This window comes from Streptomyces sp. NPDC058289, assembly GCF_042880975.1.
Lineage (GTDB): Bacteria > Actinomycetota > Actinomycetes > Streptomycetales > Streptomycetaceae > Streptomyces > Streptomyces stoeckheimensis.
In genome coordinates, this window is sequence record NZ_JBHVYI010000041.1 from 19838 (window position 1) to 45124 (window position 25287).

19 protein-coding genes are annotated in these 25287 nt (G+C 74.5%); 12 read left to right on the top strand and 7 right to left on the bottom strand.

Annotated features, from left to right (window positions below; genetic code table 11):
- Positions 1 to 74: 74 nt before the first annotated feature.
- The gene (locus tag ACFVX6_RS21645) at positions 75 to 1322 is read left to right on the top strand and encodes a cytochrome P450 (RefSeq protein WP_389693761.1); all 1248 of its coding nucleotides are present in this window, start codon (positions 75 to 77) and stop codon (positions 1320 to 1322) included.
- Positions 1319 to 2140 (top strand): enoyl-CoA hydratase/isomerase family protein, encoded by an 822-nt coding sequence (locus tag ACFVX6_RS21650; RefSeq protein WP_389693763.1) that lies wholly within the window; start codon positions 1319 to 1321, stop codon positions 2138 to 2140. Before ACFVX6_RS21645 ends, ACFVX6_RS21650 begins: the two co-directional genes overlap by 4 nt.
- A 97-nt stretch (positions 2141 to 2237) precedes the next feature.
- Here ACFVX6_RS21650 and ACFVX6_RS21655 read toward each other — a convergent pair whose 3' ends face one another.
- Positions 2238 to 7037, bottom strand: coding sequence for a HEAT repeat domain-containing protein (locus ACFVX6_RS21655; protein WP_389693765.1), 4800 nt, complete (start codon positions 7035 to 7037; stop codon positions 2238 to 2240).
- A gap of 163 nt (positions 7038 to 7200) precedes the next feature.
- On the opposite strand from ACFVX6_RS21655, the gene ACFVX6_RS21660 reads away from it, so the two are divergent.
- Positions 7201 to 8151 (top strand): phosphatase PAP2 family protein, encoded by a 951-nt coding sequence (locus tag ACFVX6_RS21660; RefSeq protein WP_389693767.1) that lies wholly within the window; start codon positions 7201 to 7203, stop codon positions 8149 to 8151.
- An 8-nt stretch (positions 8152 to 8159) separates the two neighbouring features.
- Here the strand turns inward: ACFVX6_RS21660 and ACFVX6_RS21665 are convergent, their stop codons facing one another.
- A complete protein-coding gene (locus ACFVX6_RS21665) occupies positions 8160 to 8606 on the bottom strand; it encodes a hypothetical protein (RefSeq protein WP_389693769.1) in 447 nt (148 codons plus the stop codon).
- Here ACFVX6_RS21665 and ACFVX6_RS21670 point away from each other — a divergent pair.
- Positions 8593 to 9048, top strand: a complete 456-nt coding sequence (locus ACFVX6_RS21670; RefSeq protein ID WP_389693771.1) for a hypothetical protein — start codon at positions 8593 to 8595, stop codon at positions 9046 to 9048. The two genes, ACFVX6_RS21665 and ACFVX6_RS21670, sit on opposite strands and share 14 nt — an antisense overlap.
- Positions 9049 to 9333: 285 nt before the next feature.
- On the top strand, positions 9334 to 10644 hold the full coding sequence (locus ACFVX6_RS21675) for an NAD(P)/FAD-dependent oxidoreductase (protein WP_389693773.1): 1311 nt from the start codon (positions 9334 to 9336) through the stop codon (positions 10642 to 10644).
- A 19-nt stretch (positions 10645 to 10663) separates the two neighbouring features.
- Here ACFVX6_RS21675 and ACFVX6_RS21680 read toward each other — a convergent pair whose 3' ends face one another.
- The gene (locus ACFVX6_RS21680) at positions 10664 to 11020 is read right to left on the bottom strand and encodes a sensor histidine kinase (protein ID WP_389693775.1); all 357 of its coding nucleotides are present in this window, start codon (positions 11018 to 11020) and stop codon (positions 10664 to 10666) included.
- Between the two features lie 49 nt (positions 11021 to 11069).
- On the opposite strand from ACFVX6_RS21680, the gene ACFVX6_RS21685 reads away from it, so the two are divergent.
- Complete coding sequence (locus ACFVX6_RS21685; RefSeq protein WP_389693777.1) at positions 11070 to 11213, top strand: hypothetical protein; 144 nt, start codon at positions 11070 to 11072, stop codon at positions 11211 to 11213.
- 103 nt (positions 11214 to 11316) lie between these two features.
- Positions 11317 to 13800: a protein kinase gene (locus ACFVX6_RS21690; protein WP_389693779.1), complete on the top strand. Its 2484-nt coding sequence runs from the start codon at positions 11317 to 11319 to the stop codon at positions 13798 to 13800.
- A gap of 115 nt (positions 13801 to 13915) precedes the next feature.
- Here ACFVX6_RS21690 and ACFVX6_RS21695 read toward each other — a convergent pair whose 3' ends face one another.
- From ACFVX6_RS21695 to ACFVX6_RS21705, 3 genes are all read right to left on the bottom strand, one after another.
- On the bottom strand, positions 13916 to 14041 hold the full coding sequence (locus ACFVX6_RS21695; protein ID WP_250744215.1) for an ALQxL family class IV lanthipeptide: 126 nt from the start codon (positions 14039 to 14041) through the stop codon (positions 13916 to 13918).
- A 112-nt stretch (positions 14042 to 14153) separates the two neighbouring features.
- Positions 14154 to 17087: a class IV lanthionine synthetase LanL gene (gene lanL / locus ACFVX6_RS21700; RefSeq protein ID WP_389693781.1), complete on the bottom strand. Its 2934-nt coding sequence runs from the start codon at positions 17085 to 17087 to the stop codon at positions 14154 to 14156.
- Between the two features lie 61 nt (positions 17088 to 17148).
- Positions 17149 to 17343: a hypothetical protein gene (locus ACFVX6_RS21705; RefSeq protein ID WP_389693783.1), complete on the bottom strand. Its 195-nt coding sequence runs from the start codon at positions 17341 to 17343 to the stop codon at positions 17149 to 17151.
- A gap of 207 nt (positions 17344 to 17550) precedes the next feature.
- Here ACFVX6_RS21705 and ACFVX6_RS21710 point away from each other — a divergent pair, with 207 nt between their 5' ends.
- Positions 17551 to 18585, top strand: a complete 1035-nt coding sequence (locus ACFVX6_RS21710) for a hypothetical protein (protein WP_389693785.1) — start codon at positions 17551 to 17553, stop codon at positions 18583 to 18585.
- Between the two features lie 23 nt (positions 18586 to 18608).
- On the opposite strand, the gene ACFVX6_RS21715 is transcribed toward ACFVX6_RS21710, so the two are convergent.
- The gene (locus tag ACFVX6_RS21715; protein ID WP_389693787.1) at positions 18609 to 19655 is read right to left on the bottom strand and encodes a M4 family metallopeptidase; all 1047 of its coding nucleotides are present in this window, start codon (positions 19653 to 19655) and stop codon (positions 18609 to 18611) included.
- Between the two features lie 171 nt (positions 19656 to 19826).
- Here ACFVX6_RS21715 and ACFVX6_RS21720 point away from each other — a divergent pair, with 171 nt between their 5' ends.
- The 4 genes from ACFVX6_RS21720 (at position 19827) to ACFVX6_RS21735 (ending at position 25159) form a co-directional block, all read left to right on the top strand.
- A complete protein-coding gene (locus ACFVX6_RS21720; RefSeq protein ID WP_389693789.1) occupies positions 19827 to 20942 on the top strand; it encodes an RNA polymerase sigma factor in 1116 nt (371 codons plus the stop codon).
- Positions 20939 to 21910, top strand: a complete 972-nt coding sequence (locus tag ACFVX6_RS21725; protein WP_389693791.1) for a hypothetical protein — start codon at positions 20939 to 20941, stop codon at positions 21908 to 21910. The genes ACFVX6_RS21720 and ACFVX6_RS21725 overlap by 4 nt, the downstream gene beginning before the upstream one ends.
- 308 nt (positions 21911 to 22218) lie before the next feature.
- Positions 22219 to 22872 (top strand): hypothetical protein, encoded by a 654-nt coding sequence (locus tag ACFVX6_RS21730; protein WP_389693793.1) that lies wholly within the window; start codon positions 22219 to 22221, stop codon positions 22870 to 22872.
- A gap of 73 nt (positions 22873 to 22945) precedes the next feature.
- Positions 22946 to 25159, top strand: coding sequence for a bifunctional polysaccharide deacetylase/glycosyltransferase family 2 protein (locus tag ACFVX6_RS21735; protein ID WP_389693795.1), 2214 nt, complete (start codon positions 22946 to 22948; stop codon positions 25157 to 25159).
- Positions 25160 to 25287 lie beyond the last annotated feature (128 nt).

Below are 25287 nucleotides of genomic sequence, written 5' to 3' on the forward strand. Positions count from 1 at the left end.
GTACTCGGCGGTAGCGGATGCCTAACGATCATGCGGGTATGCATGGCGGCTGGTTCTCAGAAAGGAGCCGCCACATGGGCGTTGCCGTAACTCCGACGTACGACCGCCGCGCGTCCGCCTCCCTCTTCTCCCGTCTCCGGACGGCCAGAGGGCAGGCCGACCCCTTCCCGATATACGACGAACTCCTCGCGCGCGGCGAGGTGGTGCCCGCCCCCTGGGGCGGTTTCGCCGTGACGGGCTTCGCCGCCTGCGACCAGGTTCTGCGCAGCCGTCAATGGCTGGAGCCCGACAAGGCGTGGCGGGAGCGCCAGGGGCCCGGAACGCGCTGGAACGCCCCCTCCTCGCGCGAGATGGGCAACACCCTCGCCGCGCTCAACCCCCCGGACCACACCAAGGTGCGGCGGGCGGCCGGCTCGTTCGACCGGGGCACCGTGGAGCGCATCGGACGCAACGTGAAGCGGACCTCGGATCAACTCCTCGACGCCTTCACCGAGCGAATACGCACCGGCGAGGCGGACTTCTCGCAACTCGTCTGCGAGGAACTGCCGGTGGCCACCATAGGTGACTGGCTCGGACTGCCGCAGGCCGACTGGCCCCGCCTCCGAGAGCTGACGCACGACCAGGTCTTCACCCAGGAGCTGCTGCCGTCGGCCAGCCAACTGGCCCTGTCCGATGCGGCCACGGCGGAACTCCGCACCTACTTCATGGAATTGGTGCGCGATCGGCGCGCCCACCCCGGAGACGACCCCGTCACCCGGTGGATCCAGACGTGGGACGCGATCGAGCCCGACCAGGACAAGGCCGACGAGGCCGTCTACTTCCTGGTGTTGTTCGTCCTGCTGGCCGCCCTGGAAACCACCGCGACCCTCCTCTCCACGATGACGCTGCGGCTCGTCGAAAGCCCGGACCGCTGGGCCATGGTCGCCGACAACCCCGACCTCGTGGCCGGTTTCGTGGAGGAGACCCTCCGCTACGACCCGCCCACCCACGTGATCAGCAGGGTCGCATCGCAGGACTCCGTGCTCGGAGGCTTCGAGATCCGCCGCGACGAGATGGTCCACCTCATGATCGGAGCGGCGCACCGGGACCCGGCCAGGCACGTCGACCCGGACCGGTTCGACCCCGAACGCGCCCCCGACCACCTCGCGTTCAGCGGCGGCATCCACTACTGCCTCGGCGCCCCGCTCGCCCGCATCGAAGCCCAGACCCTGCTCCACCAGCTCGTCCGGCGCCTCCCCCGCCTCACCCTCGTACGCCCCCCGTCGATGGCGCCCCGCGTGGCGTTCCGACGACTCCTGAACCTGGACGTAGCAGTCGCATGACCGAACCGACCCCCATCCCGACCGCCTCCCCCCGCGCCGCCCTCTCCCCCTCCCCCGCACAGGTTCGGACCGCCCCCAAGGCGATAGGCACCGAGCAGGACGGCCCCGTACTGCATGTCCGCCTCAACCCCTGGGGGCAGGGCGACACGTTGGACGCCGCGGTCCTCGACGATCTCACCACCCTGCTCGACGACCTGCACGAGAGACCCGACGTCCGGATCCTGACGCTGTCGTCACGGGGTACGGACTTCTGCCTGGGCGCCGACCGCGGCGAGTACCAGGAGGCGTTGACCGCCGATCCGTCCGGAGTGGGCCTGCGGCGCATCGCGGACAAGGCGCACCGCCTGTGCCAGGCCCTGGAGAACACCCACGCGGTCACCATCGCCCGGCTGCACGGGCGGGTCATCGGCGCCGGTCTCGCCCTCGCCGCCTTCTGCGATCTGCGCGCCGGCGCCGACACCAGCCGCTTCCGCATGCCGGAGGTCGGCATAGGGCTGCCGCCCGCGTGGGGCGGGGCGATGGGGCGCCTGGTCTCCGAGGTCGGCGCGTCCAGGATCCGCGAGCTCATGCTCACCTGCGACGTCTTCGACGCCGCCACGGCCCACCGCATCGGCCTGCTCCACCGGACCGCCCCGCTCGACCAGCTGGACAAGGTGATCGATGCCTGGACCAGGCCCCTCGTCCGGCGCTCACCCGAAGCCCTCGTCCTGACCAAACGGATGCTGGCCGGCTACGCACGGGCGGACAGGACGGCGGACGTCTCCCTGCTCGACTCCCACCTCCTGGCGGCCAGTCTCCACCAGCACGCAAGGGGCTGATCCCACCGCGCAGCGAGGTACCTGACCACCCGCGACCGGGTCGGGCACCTCGCGGCAGCCGGAGTTCCCTCGACGCCCCGGCCGGACAAGGGAACCCTCACGGACTGCCCTGCCTGATCTGTTCGAGGAGCTCTGCGTAGACGGACCGCTTGTCGGGCCGGGCGTGGCCGGCGGCGTGTCGGAGAGATGGGACCGCCGGGGCTCCCATGACGACGAGCCCCTCGGCCGCGGCCCTGCGGACGACGTGATGGGAGTGCTCCAACAGTCCGGTCACCGCGGGGATCGCGGGTGCCCAGGTCGCGTGGCAGAGGGTCCGGATCGCCGTGCGCACCAGGTCCGGCTGGGGGTCGTGCAGCAGGATCGAGGTGTGGTGGAGGTAGGTCTGACGGTCCAGCACGGCCCGTGAGGTCCGGTGGGCGTGCAGGCGGACCTTGGGCATGGGATGGTGCAGCAACTCCCCTATCAGGTCCCGCAGGCCGGGGTCCCGGTCCGCGTCCGGGCCGCTGTGGCCCTCGGCCAGTCGCGTGAGTGCTTGGCGTACCTGCACCGGGTCACCCGTACGGGCCAGCTCCAACAAGCCTTCCCGGGAAAGGGGTTGGGACGCCGCCGTCGACGCGGCCGGGCCGCGGTCGCGGAGTGCTTCCAGCGCGTCGGCGTCCTGCTGCACGGTGTCCGGGCGGCGCAGCGGACCATCCACGAGGAGCAGGGTGTCGGCGAGGTCGTCGCGTCCTTCGGCGCGCAGCCGCCGGCAGGTTCGCGTCAGCGCGGGGGTGCGCAGCAGGGGACGCCCGCCGAGCAGGTCGAGGAACCCCCAGGCTCCGGCGTCGAGACGGGCCGCGAGGCGCTCCGCCAGCACGTCGGCGGGGACCCGGCCCAGCGCCTGCCCGGCTGCGGAGCTGCCGGACGGCGGGTCGTGCTCCCACCATTCGAGCAGCAGCGGGACCAGGGGCTCCAGGTCCGACGGGTCGAGTTCGCTTGCCGCGAGGGCGACCCTGTCGTGCAGGACGCCGTCCGCGCGGAGTTCCTCCTCGTCGATCGCGCTCAGTGCGCGGGTCAGGCCGGCGCTGACGGGTACGTCGATGCGGCCCCGGAGGAACGCGCGGAGCACGGGGAGCCCGCACTCGAGCTCGGGCCATTCGAGGAGCGCGAGGGCCGCGGTGTGCCGGCGGTCCGGCGCAGGTGCCTGCAGCATGGCCAGCAGGCGGTCCCGCAAGGCCGCCGAACGGGGCTGGTCGAGGTCGTCGATGCGTACGGTCCGCGGGTGCGGAGCCTTGGCGCGGGCGGTTTCGGCGATGGTCCACGGTGGTGCGTCGAGGGGCTGGAGCTCCGTCATCCAGTCGACGAGGGCGACGCGGACCTCGGGGCCGGCCGAGGAGTGGACCTCGATCAGCGCGGTCAGGCGGTCCCGGGAGCCGTGGCCTTGGACGCCGTGGTGCTGTCGGCAGCGTCGGCGGAACTCCTCCAGGGCGCCCGGTGTGCACACCGCGGCCTCCAGCTCGGCGCGCCAGGCCTCTGCCTCTGCCTCGGCTTCGGCCTCTGCCTCTGCCTCGGCCGGCGCGGTGGCCGCGGTAGCCGCGGTAGCCGCGGTAGCCGCGGTAGCCGCCGGAGACTGCGAGGTGGCGAACGCGTCCCTCAGGACGGCGGTCTCGGCCTGCCGGGGACTGGCACCCAACCGGGCTGATTCCATGGCCTGTTCGAGGTCGGCGCGGACCAGTACCGCGCCGAGGCTCCGGAGCAGCGTCAGTGTGGACGGGCTGTCCGCGGAGGCGCGGGGCAGCGCGCGTACCGCCGCGGTGACGGCCTGCTTCTCGACCGCCGGCAGGGTCGGTGCGATCGCTTCGAGTACCGCCATGAGGTCGTGCCGGTCCTCCGCCGGGGCCTCGGCGAGCCCGTCGAGCAGGACCCCGGTGGACCGGGCGAAGGCCGCCAGTTCCCCGGCCTCCCACGGCGCGGGGCAGAGCCGGAGCGTGAACCGCAGGACGCGAGTTCGCTCGGCGGGTTCGGAGGCGGCCAGGCGCAGCCAGTCCGGCAGCAGGGGCCGGAGCGCCCGCAGTCCGAAGGGGCGCGGCGCCTCGTGTCGCGCGGCGAGGCGCAGCGCGGTCGGGGCGTGCCAGCCCTCCGCCTCCAGCGCGTCGACGTCGCGGTCGGCTCCGGTGTCCGCCGCGGACCGGGGTGCGGCGGGCGTGGTGATCCCGTGCCTGGCCAGGGCCGTCGACAGGTCCTCGACCGTCCCGGCGGCGAGGCCGACGCGACCGGTCGCCACCAGGGCGAGCAGGGTCGGGGCGACCAGTGACGCCTGCTCGTCCAGTGCGAGGACCGAGCGCACCGGCAGAGCGCCGTCGAGGCCTGCCAGCAGCAGTTCACGGGGACGGCCGTGGTCGCTGTGCTCGGCGGCGGCGAGGACGGTCGCCGGGTACGCGTCTTTGAGGATGGCGCGCAACGCCGCGATGAGGGTGCCGCGCAGGCCCGGATTGTCGTGGCGTCCGAGCCAGAAGAGCAACGCCGGTACCGCCACGGGTGTGCCCGCGCGGACCAGGACCTCCGCGGCGGTCTTCTTGACGTTCATGTTCGGATGGCCGAGACATGCGGCGATCGCGGAGGAGGCCCAGCGGGCCCGCGCGTGACCGAGGGCGAGCAGCGCCTGCCGGACGGTCTGGATGTCCGAGGCGGTGGTCAGCGTGATCAGCGTCGCCGACAGGGCCTGCGCGTCGTCCCCGGTGGCCTCGCGGGCGAGGAGCGCGATCACGTGCTTGCGCACGTGCCGGTCGCGGTGCCGCAGCAGGCGGTGCACCCGTGCACGGGTGCGTGCGTAGGGGGCTCGGAGCAGGAGTTCGAGCAGGACCGCCTGTTCGCCGCTCGACAGTCCGGGCCGGTCCAGCAGATCGAGCGCCAGGGTCGCGACGAGGGCGTGCCCCGCCTCTTCTGGGGTCTGCGCGTCGAGTAGGCAGGCCGGTCTGATCCGTCCCCGCTCGTGGAGCCGGCGGCCGAGGCCGTGTACGGCGTCCAGGATCTCCTGGGGTACCACGGGCTCCCCGCCCGGCGGTCGGGCCGGCTCCCAGGGCGAGTCCTCGGACTGCTGTCGGGCCTGCTGTCCGCCGTCGGGTCGCGGGGCGGCTGCGCCCGGCTCCCGGGACGCCGCCAGCTCGGCCACGACGCGCAGCAGCAGGTCCGCGATGACCGGCAGCGTGCCCGCGCCGCCGTGTGCGGCCAGTCGGCACAGTGCGGCCACCGGCTGGTCCGGGTCCAGATGGGAGCTCAGGAGGGCCAGTTCCTGCTCGTCCGGCCCGCCGAGGTCCGCCGCGATGCGCGTCGGCAGATCGGCGGGATCGAGGCGGACGAGGAGGGCACGCCGCCGTGACGGATCGTCGGTCAGGTGCCACAGCACCTCAAGGGCGCGATGGCGTACGGCGCGGAGATGCGGGGCGATCTCTCCTCCGCCCGCCTCCGGCTCTCCCTCGCCCGCCTCCGGCTCTCCCGCGCGCCTCTCCCCTTCTCCCCCGCCCTCCTCCGCGACGAGGCCGAGCCCTTCCCTCAGCGCCGTCGGCGTCCGGTGCCCGCCGATGGCCTCCAGAGCGTCCAGCGCCGCTGCGGGCGCCGAGGGCAGGAGCGCGATCACGGCGTCTTCGGCATCCGCGTGGCGCAGCGCACGGATCGCGTCGAGGAACGGACCCGGCGCGGGAGCCGAGGGGAGGACCCGGGTGACGGCGTCCCCGATCGACAGGTCCTGCGCCCCCTGTCCGGCCAGGGCGACCAGCAGGGCGAGTCGCCGCGGCCAGCTCGGATCGCCTGCGGCTACGTCGACCAGGACGCGGAGCGTCTCGTGCCGGCAGGTGAACAGGATCGTCGCGACCTCGCGGGGCGGAATCGAGTGATCGGCCAGCGCCAGGCCGATGACGGACGGGACGTGCGGGGCGTCCGGGAAGTGCCCGCGCCGGTGGAGCCCGCGCAGGCAGGTCACCGCCGGCGCTCCGAACAGCAGCGGGTCCCGTGCGGCGATCGCCGTCAGGGCGCCGATGTCGCCGCGGTCCGCCAGATCACCGAGCAGTTCCATCCCGCGCCGGCGAAGGCCCGGTGGCAGATCCGGGTCGTCGATGGCCTGCCGGAGCAGGCCGCGGTGTCCGTGGTGAGCCGCGGCCGTGAGTGCGGCATCGGCGGCCCCGGGCCGTGTGACCGCCGATGCGGCGGCGAGGAAGGGCGTCAGCCGCCCCGCCGGCAGGGGCTCCGACGCCGCCCAGGGCTGGGCGAGTTCCTCCAGCGCGGCGACGACGACGGCCGGGCCGGCGCTGCCGAGGAGCCCGATCACGTGTGCGCGTACCAGTACGGGCGCCAGCAGGCCGGCGTGCAGTCCTTGCCGGGCCAGCCGCAGCCCCTCGCCCTGCAGCACCGGATCGCCGCTGCCCACCAGCTCGTTCACGAGCTGCTCCGGCCGGTGTGCACCGGTGGCGGTCGTCTCCCGCACGGCCTGGTAGAGCAGTTCGCCCGGAGGCTCCTTCCGGATCACCGCGGGCTCGTTCAGGATCTCGGCGCGCAGCCAGGCGATCCGTACCCGTACCGGCAGTCCGGCCGTACGCCACGACGGCCGGCGGGGCCCCCGGAGATACGGGCCGAGTCGTTCGTGGAGCCGCGCCAGGAGGAGCGCCTCCTCCGGCGTTCCCTCCAGTGATGCGGGCAGCAGCCCCGCGAGCTCGGCCATCTCGCGCTCGTCGCCCGTCCGCCCCGAGGTGACGCGCTCGGCGAGCAGGGCCAGCCCCAGGTACCGCAGTCGGGAATCCTCGTGCCGGACGAGGAGTCCGAAGGCGGCCGGCGGGCAGACCTGCGGGTCGAGGTGGGCGGCCGGCCAGTCGAGGTCGGATCGACGCACGGCGTCGTGGAGGGACTTGTCTGCCGGCATCGTCATCGTCGGATGCTAACCGGGACGTTCCCGGCGCCACCACCGTCTTTTGGGCGCCGCCACCGTCTTCCCGTCCGCCCGGGACATCCCCCGGATGGACGGCTCCAAGGTGCGGGACCGGCTGCCGCGGGTCAGCCTGAGTGATCATCTTCGGGTTGTGAGGGGGAACATGAGCCTGTCGAGCGGTACGTCGCGCAGGGGGCTGCAGGGGCTGGTGCGGCGCCGGGGGCTGGTCACGGCAGCCGGGGCGCTGGTGCTGCTGGTGGCCGTGTACTGGCTGATGGTGCGCACCGGAACGGGGCAGCGCTTCGAGGACGCCGCACTGCGGGGGTCGCAGGAGTACACCGACCGGCGCGAGCGGCAAGCGGCCAACGGCCGCCTGCGGGCCATCACGATGGGCTCGCTCGGCTTCTTCTGCCTCCTGGTGGTGCTCATCGGGGCGGTGCGCAGGCGCCTGCTCCTGGCGCTGGCCGCCCTGTTCACCCTGGTCGGCGGGCTGGGCGTGGCCGAGGTCCTCAAGCGGTACGTGGTGCCGCGGCCGTTGCTGTACGGGCAGACGAGCGAGGTGACCAACAGCTTCCCCAGCGGCCACACCACGATCGCGATGGCCGGCCTGTTCGCGCTGCTGATCGTGGTGGCCCCGCACTGGCGCGGGCTCGTCGCACTGCTCGGGGCCCTGTGGGCGGTGGGGATCGGGGCGAGCACCGTCTCGGCCCACTGGCACCGCCTCAGCGACACCGTCGGCGGGGGCCTGATCGCGCTGGCCTTCGCCGCCGCGGCCCTGGCCTTCCTGGCGTGGCTCGGCAGGGTGGCTCCGCTTCCCGGGGGCCGGGCGGGGAGGGTGCCGCTGATGCGGATCGCCGCTCTGGTCCTCGGCTTCCTCACCGTGACGGGTCTGGCGCTCGGGGTGCTGTTCGCCGTCCTGTACGCCCGTGATGCGGGCCGGCCGGGCCTGGTCGAGGACGCGGACTGGGAGGCGTACCTGGCCGCGCAGTCCTTCGCCTCGGCCGCCTCCGCGATCACCGCCCTGGTCTTCCTCGCCCTGCTGCGCGGGCTCGACTTCGGCGGCGCACCGATCCTGGCCCTGCCCCGGACGGCGGACCCGGTGCGCAGCCGCTGAGCGGCGGGTCAGATCCAGCCCCGCCGGGCCGCGATGGCTCCGGCCTGGAAGCGGTTCGCCGCGCCCAGCCGGTCGTGCAGGCGGCTCATCCGGCGGCGCATGGTCCGTACCGACCAGCCCAGCCGGCGCGCGATCGCCTCGTCCTTCAAGCCGCTGACCAGCAGGGCGAGGAGCAGCCGGTCCTCCTCGCCGGGGTCCGCGGACTCCTCGCCGGATCCCGTCGGTTCCGGTGGCGCGAGCAGGGGGGTGGCCAGGGTCCAGCACAGCCGCCAGTAGTCCGTCAGCGCGTCGAGCAGCGAGGACGGGCGGATCACCGCCGCGCGTCCGTCCGTCAGGTCCAGCGACAGGGGCATCAGCGCGAGTGCGTCGTCCGCGATGGCCAGCTTGATCCGCAGGCCCGGCAGGACCCGCGCCTGCTCCCCCTGGGCCACCAGCCGCCTGATGTCGTCCAGCACCCCCGGGTTCCAGCCGTCCGCGGCGGACCCGAAGTCCGGCCGGCAGCTGGTCAACTACCTCTACAACGTGGTGCTGCAGGAGACCACGGACACCGGCCGGACCTGGTCGGGCGTCGCCACGCGCGAGGCGAACGGAACCGCGTTCCTGGTCGACCCCGCGAACCCGGACCGGATGGCGATCTCGTACAAGAGCTCCAGCTCGGCCGGCCTCTACACCACCACCGACGGCGGCGCCCACTGGAAGACCTGCGACCAGGGCCGGTACTACGACACCATCGTGGCCGACCCCGGCAAGCCCGGGCGGATCTGGTTCGGCGGCTGGTGGGGGCTGTCCCACTCGGACGACTTCGGGGCCACGATGCACCAGGTGTCCGAAGCCGAGGTGCACGCCGTCCAGTTCACGGCGGGCGCGGCGTACTGCGCTCCACCGACGGCGGGCTGACCTGGCACAACATCTCCCGCTCGATGCCGAACAAGGACGTCCTGTCCTTGGCGGCCTCGCCCGACGGCCGGTACCTCGTCGCCGGCGTCGACCAGCGCGGCGTCCACCGCCTGGAGCTGGACGACTGAGGTCGGGGCCCTCGGACGACCGAGATCCGGACCTCCGCGGTCCAGGTCGCGACCGTCCGGGCCGGTGCGATCTTGACAAGTTTTCATGGGCATGACAGCAGTGGGTGCTGCACCACTCCCGTCAGCGGCACCACACCCCGAAGGGGGCGATCAGCGCATGCCCAGGCCTGAGAGCGCGGAACACGACTACGACGTCGTCATCAGCGGAGCCGGCCTCGCCGGCAGTGCCGCGGCGATCCTGCTCGCCCGACGCGGCGTCCGCGTCGCGCTGCTGGAACGCCGCTCGGACCCCGAGGCGTACAAGGTGCTGTGCACCCACTCCATCACGGCCAACGCCCATCCGGTGCTGGACGAGCTCGGCCTCGTACCGGCCCTGGAGAAGGCGGGAGCCCTTCGCAACACAGCCCGCTGGTACACCCGTTGGGGATGGATCGAGCCCAAGCCGTCGCCGGGAGGACCCGAGTTGCCGTACGCGTACAACATCCGGCGCAGCGTCCTCGACCCCTTGATCAGGTCGCACGCGGCGCAGACCCCCGGCGTCGAGCTGCTGCTCGGCCATCGTGTGACCGGGCTGGTCCGGGAGGCCGGACGGACCGTGGGGGTCCGCGCGTCCACCCCGGACGGCGAACGCGAGATCCGGGCGCGCCTGGTGGTCGGCGCCGACGGCAAGGACTCGGCCGTGGCGGAGCACGCCGGGATCCGCACCCGGACGTACGAGAACACGCGCTTCGGCTACCTCGCGCACTACCGCAACCTTCCGCTGCCCGACGGGATCGGCCACACCTGGTTCCTCGAACCCGACATGGCGTACGCGTTCCCGAACGACGACGGGGTGACGGTCCTCGCGGTGCTCCCGGACAAGGAGCGGCTCCCGGCCTTCCGGGAGGACCTGGAGGGCAGCTTCACCGCGTTCGTCCGCGCCCTGCCCGAGGCGCCGCCCATCGACGCCGCCGAGCGCATCTCGAAGATCATCGGCACGATCGACTACCCGCTGCACAACAGGAAGCCGACCGCGCCGGGCGTGGCGCTCATCGGCGACGCCGCCCTCACCAGCGACCCCCTGTGGGGCGTGGGATGCGGGTGGGCCCTGGAGTCCGCGCAGTGGCTGGCGCAGGCCGTCGCCCCGGCCGCGGCCGGTCGGGGCGATCTCGACAGGTCGCTCGCACGGTACTCGCGCAAACACCAGTGGCGGCTCCGCGGCCACCAGCGCCTGGCCGCCGACTTCGCCAAGGCCCGCCCGTTCAATCCCGGGGAGAAGCTGGTGTTCTCGGCGGCGGCCCGCGACGCATCGATGGCCCGGCACATGCACCGGTTCGCATCCCGCCTGATCGGTCCGATGCGCTTCTTGAACCCGCTGGTGGTGGCCAAGGCCACGGCCATCACCATCAGGCATCGCGGGGCGCCCGTGCCGCCGGCCGGCGCGGCGGGCGTGAAGGGACCGGAGGGCGGCCGAGGGGCCGCCGCTTGATACGGCCGGGCCAGGTCGATCAACCCGCAGGGGCTGCACCCCCGTTGCGGGCCGGCAGGAGGACGCGGACCGTGAGCCCGCCGCCCGCGCGGGGCGTGGCCACGATCTCGCCGTGGTGCGTGTCGGTGATCGCCCGGACCGCGGCGAGCCCCAGCCCGAAACCGCTGCCGCGCTCCCGGCCCCGGTGGAACGCCGCGAACAGGGCGGGCACCTCCTCCGGCGGCAGGACGGGGCCGGTGTTGGAGACCTCCAGGAACACCGTGTCGCCCGCGGTGCCGGTCGCGATCACGGCGGCGCCGTCGGGATGGTTGTGGCGCACCGTGTTGGCCGGCAGGTTGAGCGCGACCTGCCGGAGCAGCGCGGGGTCCCCGTCCACCGGCGCGTCCGCCGCGTCCGCCGCGTCCGCCGCGTCCGCCGCGTCGAGCGTGACCCGGACCCCGGCGGTACGGGCCTCCTACACCCTGGTCGCCGGCCCCTCGGTCTCGGTGGTGGTGGCCGCGCTCGCCGGGCTCCACCCCGTCCTGCGGGCCGCCCGGTCCTCCCCCACGGACGCCTTGCGTTCGGCGTGACGCCTGCCGATCCGCGCGGGCCGGGAAGTACCTTCGCGGTACAAGTGCGCAGGTCCGGGATAGGGTGCCGCCGACGGATGTACTCGGTGGGGTGGGGCGGGACATGACACTGCGGGACGGGGATCCGCGCGCGATCGGCGGGTATGCCCTGATCGCCCGGCTGGGTTCCGGCGGGATGGGGACGGTGTACTCGGGGCGGGCCGCTTCGGGGCGGCTCGTCGCGGTGAAACTGGTGCACCAGCAGTTCGCCGACGACCCGGAGTTCCGGACCCGGTTCCGCCAAGAGGTGGCGGCCGCCCGGCGGGTGAGCGGGGCCTTCACCGCCGCGGTGGTGGATGCCGACCCGGACGCGGAGCGGCCCTGGATGGCCACCCAACTGGTGCCGGGACGGACCTTGGGCGCCCGGGTGAAGGCGGACGGGCCGCTGCGCGGGAGCGCGCTGCGCGTGCTTGCGCTCGGACTGGTGGAGGCGCTGCGCGAACTGCACACCACCGGGGTGATCCACCGTGATCTGAAGCCGGACAACGTCATGCTGACGGACGACGGGCCGCGGGTGATCGACTTCGGGATCTCTCGGGCGGCGGGGCAGCAGACGCTGACCTCGACCGGGCAGATCCTGGGGACTCCGCCGTACATGTCGCCGGAGCAACTGTCGGCTCCGGCACGGGTGCGGGCCTCCTCGGACGTGTTCTCCCTGGGATCGGTGCTGGTGTTCGCCGCGACCGGGCGGGGGCCCTTCGACGCGGAGTCGCACTACATGACTGCCTACCGCGTGGTGTCGGAGGCTCCGGACATCGCGGGTCTGGCCGATCCGCTACGGGCCGTGGTCGGGGCGTGCCTGGCCAAGGAGGCGGCCGCCCGGCCGGGACCGGACGAGCTGCTGGCCGTGCTCGCGCAGATCCCGGCGGCCGACTGGGAGAGCCCGCTCGGCGAGGGCGACGGCCCCGGCGGGGAAGCCCGTAAGCCCCTCGGGGCCGGGACCTGGACCGGCTCTCGGGGCGGCGACGAAGCGGAGCCGGGGGCCGGTGCCGACGCAGAGGGCGCCGACGCCGGCGCCGACGGCCCGGCGGGATCGCCCGCCGCCGCCTCCGAAGATGGAGCCGAGGACACCGACGGGCCGCTCACCCGGCACTCCGCGCCGCCGACCGGCCCCGCCGGGGACGCGGTGGCCGTCCGGCCCCGGCGGCCGCGCAGGCCCCGCAGGCGCTCCCTCCTCGCCGCGGTACTCGTGGCTGCGCTGCTGACCGGCGGCGGGGTCTACCTGCGGCTCTCCCCGCCGGCCGGCGGTGCGCGGGACGACGCGAAGACCCCCGAGTCGTCCGCCGGGCCCTCCGGGACGCCCGGCGGGGCCGCGCGTGCGCCCTCCCAGCCGACGCCTCAAGGGACCCTCGCCCCGTACGTGGCCACCGAAGGCGGCAGCCCCGCCGGCAGCCGTGCCTACGCGGACGCGCCCGCCCGGCGCCCCGCCGGGTGGCGGGCCTGGGACGGCGGCGACGCCATGGGGTCCTGCGCGTATGCGGAATCCTCGCTGGTGTGCACCTCGCCCCGCCCCGGCACGGGCGACGCTCTCGGCCGGTTCGACGCGGCGACCGGCGAACTGCTGTGGGAGCAGCTGCTGGAAGGCGAAGTGGACGGGAAGGCCCCGATGGTGGCCCCCGGCGCGACCGCCGGAACCCACACGGTGATCGCGCTCGACCGCAGGGGATTCACTGCGCTGGACCTCGTCGAGGGCACCCCCCGGTGGGAGTTCCCCACCAAGGAGATGCTGCGGCGGCCGGTGCTGGACGCGGGCGGCAGCCGGGTGTTCGCGGTCTCCATGTCCGGCACGGTCACCGCGCTGGAGACCCGGTACGGAAAGGTCCTGTGGCAGCAGGCGGTGTCCGGGGCGGCCGGGGCGGGCGACGGCTTTCCGGTGCTGCGCGTCGACGGGGACCGGGTGTACGTACAAGGGCGGGCCCAGGGCGCCGACACGGGGGTCGAGAGCTTCGTGACCGCCCTCGACGGGGCCACGGGGAAGAAGCTGCCGTTCGGGACTCCCCAGGACGGCACCCGCTTCACGATGCCCGGGATCTGCGAGACCCGCGGACTGACGCTGGGCCGGGACGAGAGCGAGGCGACCGTCTTCCTGTGCAACAAGGAGAACGGGGCGGGCATCCTGCGCGGCGAGCCGGCGCGCCGGCGGAGCGCGGACCTCCCGTACGCGGGCACCACGCTGTCCGGACCGGCCGTGGCCGGGGACAAGGTGTACCTGATGGCGACCGCGGCGGGCGGCGAGCCGGGGTTCATGGAGCTCAACCAAGAGTCCGGCGGCGCCGTGTGGCGGATTCCGCTGGCGCAGGAGTGCACCGATCCGGAGCGCCCTGAGGCCTCGAACGCGGTGGTGGTGACCGACGGACTGGCGTACGTACGGTGCCGGACCTCGGGCGTGGTCATCGACCTGGTCTCCCACAAGCAGACCGGCCGGTTCACCGTCCCGGGTGGCGTCCGCCCCGGAGCCGACGACGCGTTCGGCTTCCTGGTGGTGGGCGGGATCGTCTTCACCCCGACCGCCAAGGGGTGGTCCTCCGTCGAACCCTCCCCCGTCTAGGGCTCGTTCGGGCGAGCCGGCCCGTTCGGAGCCGACCGGCGAGGGAGGGGCCGGTGCAGAGGTCCGGTCCCTCCCAGGGCGGCGAAGGGGGTCGCCGCCGCCGGTCAGCGGGCGATCAGCAGCCGCTCGTGTGCCAGCGGCAGGCCGTGATCAGCGCGGCGGCGTGCTCCTCGCCGCGGGCGTCCTCGGTACGGAGGTCCTCGGGCAGGACCTGGAGGGCGTCGATGTCGAACTCCGCCATGGCGGTCTCCTTCTGTGCGGATGGAACTGCAGAGAGAACTGCAGAGGGAACTGCGGGTGGAACGCCGGACCCGTGCGGGCCCGGCAGCCGGTGGCCGTCGGCCACCGGACACTCAGGGGTGGGCGGATCCGCCCTCGGGCAGCCAGGCGCGCGGGCCGCCGTACCGCAGGCGCAGCAGCAGCGAGAGGCTCCCGGCCAGGCCGGTGGCGTACTCGGCCAGCACGGTCTTGCGGTTCTCGTCGGGCACCAGCAGCCGGCCGTCGCGCAGCACCGCCTGGGCCGCCATGTGCTCGACCAGCAGCTCGGCTCCCGCCCGGTGGCGTGCGTCGCCGGTCAGCTCGGCGGCGTCGAGCAGGAACTCGGCGTTGCCCGCGAGCCCGTGGCAGGTGGCGGCCGTATCGGTGACCCGGCCCGCCCGGACGGCGGCGGCCGCGCCCTCCACCAGATCGGCCAGATCGGGCAGGTCGGGCAGGTCGGGTACGTCCGGCAGGTCGGCCCAGCCCGTGTCGCGGGCTCCGCAGACCGCCCGGAGGCGGACCAGGAAGGTGCCCGCCCCGGAGGAGCCGCTGCACCAGTGCCGGGCCAGTTCCGGGGAGTCCGACAGGTGCCGGGCCCGGTCCACCGGCCACAGGGTGCCCGCCGGTCCGCGGCGGGCCGCCCCGGCGAGGGTGGCGCCCGCCTCCACGGCTGCGGCGCGCAGTCGTTCGTCGCCGGTCGCCTCCCAGGCGAGGAGCAGGAAGGTGCCGACGCCGGCGACCCCGTGCGCGAACCCGTAGTGCCAGGCGCCGGCGAGACCGGAGTCGAAGTCCTCGGGCACCGGCCAGAAGACGCCTTCGGGCGTACGCCGGGCCGCTGCCAGCAGTCCTTCGGCGGCCCGCGCGGCCCGGTCGAGGAACCGCGGGTCGCCCGTGGTGCGCCAGAAGTGCAGCTGGGTCAGGCCGGCGCCGGCCGCGCCGTGGCAGACATCGGGGTTGGGCCACTCGACGGGCAGCGCCAGGGCCAGGGCCACGGCACGTTCGGTGAGCGCCGCGTCCTCCAGTGCCCGGGCCGCGTCGAGCAGGGCCCAGGCCGTTCCCGACCGGCCGAAGTGGAGTCCGGGCAGGTGGCCGGGCAGCGCCTCCTGCCGGTCCGCCGTCCAGAGCGCGGCCGTACGCAGCCCCGCGCGCAGGGATTCCCGGGTGACCGGGGGTGCGTACGGGGACTCCTGGGAGCTCCCGTGGGGGGAGCCGGAGCCGGCCGCGAGGTCGTCCGCGTGCCGCAGGGCGCGGGCGAGCAGGCCCAAGGGGCCCGCGGAGCCGTGCTGGAGGGCCACCGGATCGCAGGTCGCGCCGACGGAGTCCGCGGCCCAGAGCCGGTCCGGGTCGGCCGGGCGCATGGTGGCGAGCAGGTGGGCGATCCCGTCGTGCAGCAGCCGTGCCCGCAGGTCCGCGGTCGGAGTACGTACCGCAGGCGCCCCAAGTGCCGCCGCCGTCTGCGGTGTCGGGCTGTCCGCGAGCTCCTCCCTGGCCCGCTCCAGGGTCCAGCGATCCGCGGGTGCGTCGCGCATCAGGCCGCGCACCAGCGGCCCGAACCGTCGTACGAGCGGCTGGTCCCGGCCCAGCAGCTCCAGCAGCCCGGACAGCCGCTCCTCGCCCGGGCGGGCCTCCGCCGCGGGCCGGTCCGGAGCGAAGAGCGGGTCGGCGCCGGTCAGGGCGTGCAGGACGGTGGCGCCGAGGGCGTAGAGGTCCACGCCGGGACCGAACGCGGGGGCCACCGGGTCGGCGGCGCGCAGTTCGGGTGCGGTGTAGCCGGGGGTGGCGCCGAGGACCCAGCGTTCGCCCTCCGCGGCGGCCATCTCCAGGTCGATCAGGCGGAGCTGCCCGTCGGGGGTGACCATGACGTTGTTGGGGTTGAAGTCGTGCAGGGTGAGGCCGAGTTCGTGGGCTGCGGCGACCAGGTCGAGCAGCTGCCGGACCAGGGAACCGGCGGTCCGCTCGTCGGGGCAGGCGGCGCCCTCCCTGATCAGCCGCTCGGCGACGGTCCGGCGCAGGGTGGCTCCGGGCACCGACTCGGCGACCAGGAAGGCGCTGCCCTGCTGCTCGAACACCTCGACGAGGCGGGGGACCCGGTCGGGGAACCGCAGGCCGAAGCGTCCCAGCAGGGCCGCCTCCCGGCGCAGCAGGTCCCGTACGTCCAGGCCTTCGAGGCCGGCGCCGACATGGGGGCGGGCCTGCTTGACGACCACCGGGGCTCCGGTGGTGGTGTCCTCCGCCCGGAAGACGCCGCCCTTGTTGGAGTGCTGGATCGCGCCGCGCACGAGGTAGCGCTCGTGCAGCAGCACGGGCTTCGCGGTGGCCGTACTGCGGGCCGGAGCGGCCGGGCGGTCCGGGAACGGGTCTCCCGCCCAGGACGGCGGGCTGTACCAGGCGTTGCGCTCGTCCGGAACCGGCCGGCCCGCGGGGTCGGTCAGCCGGGCGGCGTAGGCCCCGTCGGGGGTGAGCTCGGGGCTCGCGGCGAACACCCCGTAGCGGTAGTAGACCTGACTGCCCGGCAGATAGCGGCGGTCGGAGAGCACCGCGGGTCCGGGCAACCCCACGGTGGCCCGGTGCAACTCCTCTGCGAGCAGCCGGAATTGATCGTCATCGGCCGGGTAGACCGTGATGAACTTGCCGGCCCCGCCCCGCGCGAAGCGCCCCGAGACGAGGGCGGCGACCCGCGCGGGGCTCCCGGCGAACTTGAACGGCGCGCGGTGGCCGGTCAGCACCTCGGCGGCGCGGGCCAGGACCAGGGGGGCCGAGAGCGGGGTGGCCGAGACGTGGAGCTTCCACCCCTGGGCGCGGCGGGCGGCGCCCGAGGGCCGTACGTGGCACCAGAACTCCCCCGGTTCCACGGCCCAGTCCCCCACGGCCCGGTCCCCCACCACCCGGTCCCGCACCGCCCCGGCCACACCCCTCACGAGGACGGCACGCACCAGGTCGGGCAGCAGCGCCAGGTCCGCGGGGCCCTCGGCGCGGGTTCGCCGCGGCCCGGGGAGGGTCGGGGCCGGAGTCAGGGGCAGTGATGACACGCTCTACGACCTCGCACTTCGCTCTTGGTTGGGCAGACGGGAACGCGACGGCAAGACGCCCCTAGAGGACGGGCCGGATGTAGTCGTCGCCCCAGCTCGTGTCGAGGGGTTCCGCGGCGAGGACCGCGCTCACCGCGCCGCCCGTTCCCCGGTGGTGCCCGTCGGCCGCTCCCGGGCCCGCTTCCTGCTGCATGGCAAGCGGACCGCCGGCCAGCAGGGCCGCGAGGAGGAGGAGGCGGGGCAGGTTTCGGGACATGGCGTGGCTCCTGGATGGGGAGGTCGTGGACCGGATGGCGAGCGCCCGTGTCGGGCGGTTCGCGCCGTATGCCGGCATATCGGCCCGCCGGGATGCGGCCCGACCGATGACAGAAGTTCATACCGGCATGCCCCCTTGGTCCAGTCCCGAGAGCTGGCAATAGCCTGCATGGCACGGAAGTAGCAGGGCCGCATTGCGGGGGAAATCATGACCATGCAGACCAAATCCATCGAGCTGCCGAGGCTGGACGCCCGGGCCGTCGCCGTGTTCGAGCACGCGCTGTCGCAGGGGAGCCTCAAGAGACGGACGCCCGAGGCGCCCGAAGTACCCGCGACCCTCGGCCTGACCCCCGAGGAGGCCGAGGAGGCCTGCCGCACGTTGCTGTTGCTCCGGCTGCTGCGCCCCGCACCCGGCAGCCCCGGGGAACTGATCCCGGTCAGCCCGGACGCGGCCGCGGCGGAGGCGGTCGGCCCGTTGGAGGCCCAGGTCGCGCAGGCCGCGGCACACGCCCATTCCGTGCGCGAGGACCTGCGCTCCCTCATGCCGCACTACCGCGCCGCCCGCCGCGAACGCGACCACCGGCAGGGCGTGGACGTACTGCCGGACCTCGCGGCCGCCTCGGCGCTGCTCACCGAGGAGTCGGCGCGCTGCCGCGAGGAGGTGTTCAGCATCCAGCCGGGCGGCGGGCGGGCCGCGCACCGGCTCGGGGACGCCATCGAGCGGGACCTCGCGATGCTGCGCCGCGGGGTGCGGATGCGCACCCTCTACCAGCATTCGGCGCGGGCCAGCCTCTCCACCCAGGGGTACGTGGAAACCCTCACGGAGGCCGGCGCCGAGTACCGCACCGCCGCCGAACTGCCGGACCGGGCCGTGGTGTTCGACCGCTCCGTGGCCTTCCTCCCCCGGCGCACCGACGGCTGCCCGGGCGAAGGCGCCGTACTGGTGCGCAACCCGGACGTGGTGGCGTACCTGTGCCGGGTCTTCGACCAGCACTGGTCCGGTGCGACCCCGTTCCGCGGTGGCAGCGGGGCCGCGTACAAGGAGGTCGGACCGAGCCTGCGCCGGGCACTGGTCGGGCTGTTGGCCGAGGGCGCCAAGGACGAGGTGATCGCCCGGCGGATGGGCATGTCCCTGCGCACCTGCCGCCGCCACATCGCCGAGCTGCTGGAGGAACTCGGCGCCGAGAGCCGCTTCCAGGGCGGCGCCCTCGCCGAACGCGCCGGACTCACGGGGGAGGGATAGCCCGGCCGACGGATTGCCAGGCCCTAGGCGATACCGGGGATCTGCCGGTCCCTGAACGCCGTCCGGACGGCGTCCGCGGCGCCCGCCCCGTACATGCTCCGGGCGGTGGCGATCGTGGCGAGCGCCGCGTCGCGGAAGCTGGTGTCGGGGGCGAAGCCGAACTGCGCGTTGACGATGATGCGGTCGGCCGTCCTCGCGCCCAGGGCCCCGCGGATGTCGAGGAGGGCACGGGACCAGATCTCGCCGTCGGCGTGCACCTCGCCGGTGCGGTCCGCGTAGACCTTGTTGCCGTCGATGCGGCGCAGGCAGTGCGGGGCCGCGCTGTAGCCGACCGAGTCCCAGTCGGCCACGCACGCCGGGTCCGTCCCGCGCGGCCAGCCGCGGACGGCGGCGGCGTGCTCGCCGACCGAGACGGCCAGGTAGTCGCCGAAGGCCTCGCCTATCGCCCCGGCCTCCGGGGAGCTGCCGAAGCCGGGGACCTGCGCGTGGTGCACCGCGTGCCCGTACTCGTGGACGATGACCTCCGCGTCCTCGGCGTCGTCGACGCCGCCCTTGCCGAAGCGGATCTCGGCCTTCTTGTCGGTGAAGAAGGAGTTGTCGGCGCCCCACTGGTTGATGCGGACGGGCTGGGCGCGGTCGTTGGCTCCGGGCAGTTCGCTGCCGAAGCCGAGTCCTTGCAGGTACTCCTGCGCCTCGTTGACCCAGAAGTAGGCCATGACCTGCTCGAACTGGTCGTCGGCGCGGTTGTACCGGCCGGCGTCCACGGCGGCCGCGGGCGCACCGGTCTCCGACCGGATGTACGCCCACCGGCCGGAAAGGCCGCCGCTGCCGTCCAGGTTGCGCAGCGCGACCGAGGCGTAGGCGGAGTCGGGCACGGCGCCGGCCGAGTCCTTGGCGTCGACGAGCGTCTGATCACCGGTGGACTGGACGGGATTGACCATGAAGACGCGGCCCTGGGGCAGACCGGACGCGGGCTGCGAGGCATCCGCCGAGGCCGGCACGGCCAGGCCGAGCAGGGTCAGGGACGCGATCACTGCAGCGGTGCGGCCGCGGGAGGTACGGCGGGGCATGGACATCCTCCTGTGGTGGACGTGTGGTGCCGGAAGAACGTGCGTGGCGAGGTGCGGACGCGATCCTTGCTCAACGTCGCCGCGTTTGACCAGCCCCGGAGCGAAGCAAACGATCCGCCGGTCCTCCGGACGGGGTGAGCCGTCGGACCCGGGTGGCGCATGATGTCCCGCGTGCACAGTGCGGAGGAGTTCGGCGGAGCCGACAGCGAAGCGGGCATACCCGGAACCCGGGAGGCCCCGGAAATCCAGGGGGCCCCCGGAACCCGGGGCGCACCGGTAGACATGACGGACGCCGTCCGGGCGGCGCAGCAGGGGGACGAAGCGGCCTTCCAGGCGCTGTTCCGCGCGGTGCAGCCCGTACTCCTGCGCTACCTGACCGTCCTGGTCGGCGAGGACGCGGAGGACGTGGCCTCCGAGGCCTGGCTCCAGATATCCCGGGATCTGGGCTCGTTCAGCGGGGACTTCGACGGTTTCCGCGGCTGGGTGTCGACGATCGGCCGGAACCGGGCCATGGACCTGCTGCGGCGGCGGCGCCGCCGGCCGGCCGTGAGCGTACCGGTCGAGTACCTGCACTTCCGGGCGGCGAAGGAGGACACCGAGGGGGCCGCACTGGCCACGATGGGGACGGGTGCGGCGCTCGCACTGATCTCCCTCCTGCCCCGCGACCAGGCGGAGGCCGTGCTCCTGCGGGTGGTCATGGACCTGGACGCGGACAGCGCCGCACGGGTCCTGGGCAAACGGTCCGGTGCGGTACGGATGGCATCCCACCGCGGGCTGCGCAAGCTCGCCAAACTCCTCGAACAGCAGGGCGCGGGCGCGGCAGGAGCCGCGGGAACCGCAGCAGCCTCGGGAGGCGCAGGCGTCGCGGGAGCGGCGGGAGCCGCAGGCAGCGCGGGCGGCGCGGGAGCGGCGGGGGCCGCGGGTGTCACGAGAGCCGCAGGCGCGGCAGTAGCCGCAGGAACCGCAGCGGCCGCAGGCGGCGCGGGAGCGGCGGGAGCCGCAGGCAGCGCGGGCAGCGCGGGAGCGGCGGGAGCCGCAGGCAGCGCGGGCAGCGCAGGAGCGGCGGGAGCCGCAGGCAGCGCGGGCAGCGCAGGAGCGGCGGGAGCCGCAGGCAGCGCGGGCAGCGCAGGAGCGGCGGGAGCCGCAGGCGGCGCGGGGGTCGCGGACGCAGAGCCCGCAGGGAGCGGGGGCATACCGGGCGAACCGGGTGGTTCGGGGTGGTCCGAAAACACTTCTGCCCCAGGAGTGACACCGACGACGGCTCCGACGCTGAAGGGCACGACATGAGCACCCACCGATCCCGCCGGATCGACCGCGCCACGGCCGAGCAGTTGCTCGCCGGCGCCCGGTCGCGGGCGTCGAGCACGCAAGGCGCGTCCGATATGCCCGAGTTGACGGAGTCGTCCGGCGCTTTGGGTGGCCACGAGGCGCTCGCGGGGCTGCTCGCAGCCGCCGCCGCTCCGGCGGGGAAGAACGAACTGTCCGGCGAGCAGGATGCCCTGGCCATGTTCCGGGCCGCTCGCCTCGCCCCCGCAGCCGACCCCTCGGCCGCGCCTTCGGCCACCCGCGCGGCCACACCCGCAGCCGGATCCGCAGCCGGATCCGCAGCCGCCGCTCCCGCCCCGACGCCCCGGAAGCGGCCGCTTCGCACCCCGGCGGCGCTCCTCGGCGCGAAGGTCGCAGCCGCCGCCCTGGCGGCCGCTCTCGGTGGCGTGGCCGTCGCGGCCGGCACGGGCAGCCTCCCCACCGCCCTGGGCGGCGCCCCCGAGCGCGAGCGCCCGGCCGCCTCCCCCACGCCCGGTACCCGGGTCGCGGACGCGCCGTCCCCCGGGGCCTCCGGCCGCTCGTCCCCAGCAGTGCCCGCCGACCTGGCCGAGCTGTGCCGGGCCTTCACCCGCACCCCGGGCCGGCGTCCCGAGGAGGTCCTGGCCGAGCAGCGGTTCGCCCCGCTGGTCGCCGCGGCGGGAGGCCGGTCCGCCGTTCCGGGCTACTGCGCTCCCGTCCGGGACGGTGGGCCGGAACCGACCGACTCCGCACCGGCCGCCGCCGCACCGACTGCTCCCCCCACGCGGAACCCGCGGGCCGCCACCCCCACGCATCCCGGCAAACACGAACCGAGCCGGCGTCCCGTCACCCCGGGCCCGAGCGCCGGACAGCACGGGCCCGGCACCCGTCCGCCGGGCCCCCCGAGCCCCGTCCCGTCCCCGCCCGGCCGCAACGTCCCGCCCGGGCACCCCCCGCGGGCGAACCCCTGACGCCGGGCGGGCCCCGGTCCGGCGGAGTGCGGGTCGTCCCCCGTGTCCGTACCCCCGCCCGGGTCCCGTCCACCACCTGTAGAGGCTGTCCACCGATGCACCGACCACCGGGTTCCACGGCAGAGCCGGAACCGTATCCGCACGCCGCGTACGCGCCCGTGCCCCCTGCCACGCCCTGGCCCGCGGACGCGCCCTTCTCCGAACCTCCCGCCACGCCCTGGCCCGCGGACGCGCCCTTCTCCGAACCTCCCGCCGCGCAATGGCACGCGGACGCACCCTTCGCCGAACCCCCCGCCACGCCCTGGCACGTGCCTACCGTCACGCCCTGGCCCGCACCCCCTGCCACGCCATCGTCCGCCGACGCCCCCTTCCCCGAACCTCCCGCCACGCCCTGGCCCGCGCCCGCGCCCTCCTCCGAACCCCCCGCAACGCCTGCACCCACGCCCGCTTCCGGACGCGCACGCACACCCGCCACCGCCCCCGCGTCCACCTCCGACCCGAGTCCCGTCTTCGTCGACTCCTCCGGCAGGCGCCAGCGCCGCGTACGGCGTCTGGGATGGCTGCTCGTCGTTCCCGCCGTCGGCTACATCGTGCTCCTGCTGAGCTCCCTCTTCGGCGGGCCCACGCTCTCCTCCCCGCTCCTGCCGCTCCCCCACCCCTCGCAGGCGGCCCCGGACGCAGCGCCGAGCAAGGCGCCGGCCGCCTCCCCGGCCCCCGGGTCCGCCGCGCCGAAGCGCACCGGCGCCGCCGTGAGCGGTACCACCCAGGCGCCGGCGGCCCCGTCCGCCGCGGGCCCCGATCGCGGTGCCACTCCGAGGAACACGCCCGGCGCCACCGTCGCGCCCCCCGCGCAGCCGGCCCCCACCACCGTCCCCGGGAACACGCCGGCCCCCGGCCAGACCAACCGCGGCAAGTCCACGTCCGCGCCCGGCCAGGGCGGCAAACCCACCGCCCACCCGTGACCCGCCCCCACCCCGTCCAGACGCCCGCTCAGGCACCAGCACAGGCACCAGCACAGGCAGGAAGCACCTCCCCTTGTCGAAGAACCGCCGCCTCCCCCGAGGCCGGCACAGCACCGTACGCAACGTCCCCCTGCGTACCCACTGGCTGCTGCTGACCACCCTGGTCCTGACCCTCTCGGCGGCCCTGCTGCTCCAGGGCTACGCCACGCACATGTTCGACACCACCGCCGACGGAGCCCACCGCGATCCGGGTACGGCGGACGCCGTCCCGGAGCAGATCCGGACGGGCGGCCCGGTGATCGAGGGGTCCGTGGGGCGGACCGCGGCCGTCAAGCCCCGCACCATCGCCCTGACCTTCGACGACGGTCCGGACCCCCGGTGGACCCCGCAGATCCTGGACGTCCTACGGCGCAACGGGGTCCGTGCCACCTTCTTCACCGTGGGCGCGCAGGTCGCCGCCCACCCCGAGCTGGCGCGCCGGATCGTCGAGGACGGCCACCAGATCGGCGTCCACACCTTCACCCACACCGACCTCGGCGCAGCCTCGCCCTGGCGCCGCTCCCTGGAGCTGCGCGAGAGCCAACTGGTCATCGCCGGTGCCACCGGAGTCACCACCCCCCTGCTGCGCCCGCCCTATTCCTCGACCGGCGAGGCGCTCGACGACAGCGCCTGGGACTCCGTCGTCCAGGCCGGCACCGAGGGGTACCTCACCGTCCTCAGTACCCAGGACAGTCAGGACTGGCGACGCCCCGGGGTCGAGCAGATCGTGGCCAATTCCCTGCCCGCGGACAGCGAGGGGCAGATCCTGCTCCTGCACGACGCGGGCGGCGACCGCTCGCAGACCGTCGCGGCCCTCGAACGCCTCGTTCCCCGGCTGAAGGCCTCGGGTTTCCAGCTCACCACCGTCACCGAGGCGACCGGTCTTCCCGCGGCCACGCACGAGGCTGCGACCGTGGACGCCTGGCAGGGGACCTCCCTCATCTACGCCCTGCGGGCCAGCGACCGGGTCCTGAGCGCGCTGTCCTGGCTGCTGTGGGCGGCGGGCGCCATCAGCGTGCTGCGCGCCGTGGCCGTCTTCACCGCGGCCCGCCGCCACGTGCGCAAGCGCCGGGTGCCCTGGGGAGCTCCCGTCACGGAACCGGTCAGCATCATCGTCCCCGCCTACAACGAGAGCGCGGGCATCGAAGCGGCCGTCCGCTCGCTGCTGGCCTCGGACCATCCGGTGGAGATCATCGTGGTCGACGACGGGTCCACCGACGGGACCGCCGACATCGTCGAGGCCCTGCGGCTGCCGGGCGTCCGCGTCATCCGCCAGCGCAACGCCGGGAAGCCGGCCGCCCTCAACACCGGTATCGCCGCGGCCTCCTGCAACCTGCTCGTCATGGTCGACGGCGACACCGTCTTCGAACCGGACGCCGTCCGCATGATCATCCAGCCGTTCGCCCACCGCCGCGTCGGCGCCGTCTCGGGCAATGCCAAGGTCGTCAACCGCGGTGGCCTGCTGGGCCGCTGGCAGCACATCGAGTACGTGGTCGGCTTCAACCTCGACCGCCGCCTCTTCGACCTCGCCGAATGCATGCCCACCGTGCCGGGTGCGGTGGGAGCCTTCCGCCGCGAGGCCCTCCTGCGCGTGGGCGGTGTCAGCGACACCACCCTCGCCGAGGACACCGACCTCACCATGGCCCTGTGCCGTGACGGCTGGCGCGTCGTCTACGAGGAGCGGGCCAAGGCCTGGACGGAGGCCCCGGCCACCCTCGGCGCCCTCTGGAAGCAGCGCTACCGCTGGTGCTACGGCACCCTCCAGGCCATGTGGAAGCACCGCGGCGCCCTCACCCAGCGCGGCCAGGCCGGCAAGCTCGGCCGCCGGGGCCTGCTGTACCTCCTGATGTTCCAGGTGTTGCTGCCGCTGCTCGCTCCCGTGGTCGACGTGACAGCGGTCTTCGGTCTGATCTTCCTCGACCCGCTGCGGATCCTGGGCCTGTGGAGCGCCTTCCTGCTGCTCCAGCTCCTGATGGGCCTCTACGCCTTCCGCCTGGACGAGGAACACCCCGGCCCGCTGTGGAGCCTGCCGCTCCAGCAGTTCGTCTACCGCCAGTTGATGTACCTGGTCGTCATCCAGTCCGTGTTCACCGCCATCGCGGGCTCGCGCCTGCGCTGGCAGCGCATGGAACGCTACGGAAGCCTCCAGGTCCCCGTCGGCCTCCAGCCCCCCGTCGGCCTCCAGCCCCCCGCCGCCCCTGCGGCACCCCGCGGCCCCGACCACCAGGACGCCGACTGGTCGCGGTGAGCGCGGCGGGCCGCCGCGACACGTTCCGCGCCTACCGGAAGGGGACGTACCGGGTGTTCCGCGAGCGCATCGGCTCCGGAACGGGTGCTCGGTTTGGTGGGTGCGGGGAATCTCAATACGATCCGGCG

Bases quoted from the DNA above. Each gene is read 5' to 3' on its own strand.
- ACFVX6_RS21645 (WP_389693761.1), top strand. From the start codon at position 75: ATGGGCGTTGCCGTAACTCCGACGTACGACCGCCGCGCGTCCGCCTCC.
- ACFVX6_RS21650 (WP_389693763.1), top strand. From the start codon at position 1,319: ATGACCGAACCGACCCCCATCCCGACCGCCTCCCCCCGCGCCGCCCTC.
- ACFVX6_RS21655 (WP_389693765.1), bottom strand. From the start codon at position 7,037: ATGACGATGCCGGCAGACAAGTCCCTCCACGACGCCGTGCGTCGATCC.
- ACFVX6_RS21660 (WP_389693767.1), top strand. From the start codon at position 7,201: ATGAGCCTGTCGAGCGGTACGTCGCGCAGGGGGCTGCAGGGGCTGGTG.
- ACFVX6_RS21670 (WP_389693771.1), top strand. From the start codon at position 8,593: ATGTCGTCCAGCACCCCCGGGTTCCAGCCGTCCGCGGCGGACCCGAAG.
- ACFVX6_RS21675 (WP_389693773.1), top strand. From the start codon at position 9,334: ATGCCCAGGCCTGAGAGCGCGGAACACGACTACGACGTCGTCATCAGC.
- ACFVX6_RS21690 (WP_389693779.1), top strand. From the start codon at position 11,317: ATGACACTGCGGGACGGGGATCCGCGCGCGATCGGCGGGTATGCCCTG.
- ACFVX6_RS21695 (WP_250744215.1), bottom strand. From the start codon at position 14,041: ATGGCGGAGTTCGACATCGACGCCCTCCAGGTCCTGCCCGAGGACCTC.
- ACFVX6_RS21705 (WP_389693783.1), bottom strand. From the start codon at position 17,343: ATGTCCCGAAACCTGCCCCGCCTCCTCCTCCTCGCGGCCCTGCTGGCC.
- ACFVX6_RS21710 (WP_389693785.1), top strand. From the start codon at position 17,551: ATGACCATGCAGACCAAATCCATCGAGCTGCCGAGGCTGGACGCCCGG.
- ACFVX6_RS21715 (WP_389693787.1), bottom strand. From the start codon at position 19,655: ATGCCCCGCCGTACCTCCCGCGGCCGCACCGCTGCAGTGATCGCGTCC.
- ACFVX6_RS21725 (WP_389693791.1), top strand. From the start codon at position 20,939: ATGAGCACCCACCGATCCCGCCGGATCGACCGCGCCACGGCCGAGCAG.